Annotated in this window: 1 pseudogene; it reads right to left on the reverse strand. The window is 75.9% G+C overall.

The annotated features are described in order from the left end of the window. A pseudogene (locus tag F0L68_RS41420) lies at positions 1 to 237 on the reverse strand (hypothetical protein); the annotation flags it as partial.

Genomic DNA, 237 nt, shown 5'->3' on the forward strand with positions numbered 1-237 from the left:
CCGTCGACCCCGGTGGCGGCGCTCGCGTTGACATCGAGGGTCAGGCCGGCCTGGGCGAGCCGGTTGCGGTAGATCCGGTACGCCTTGCGCTCAGCCGAGGACGCGCCCTCGGCACCCAGCGCGGCCCCTGCCGCCGCCAGCGCCTGGTGGACCTGCGGTGACGCGGTGACGTTCAGGCTGTAGCCCTGCCCTCGACGCACCTGCTGGCCCTGGCGCAGCGCCGCCCGCTCCGCCTCG

The organism is Solihabitans fulvus (assembly GCF_008386585.1).
In the GTDB taxonomy this organism is placed as follows: domain Bacteria; phylum Actinomycetota; class Actinomycetes; order Mycobacteriales; family Pseudonocardiaceae; genus Solihabitans; species Solihabitans fulvus.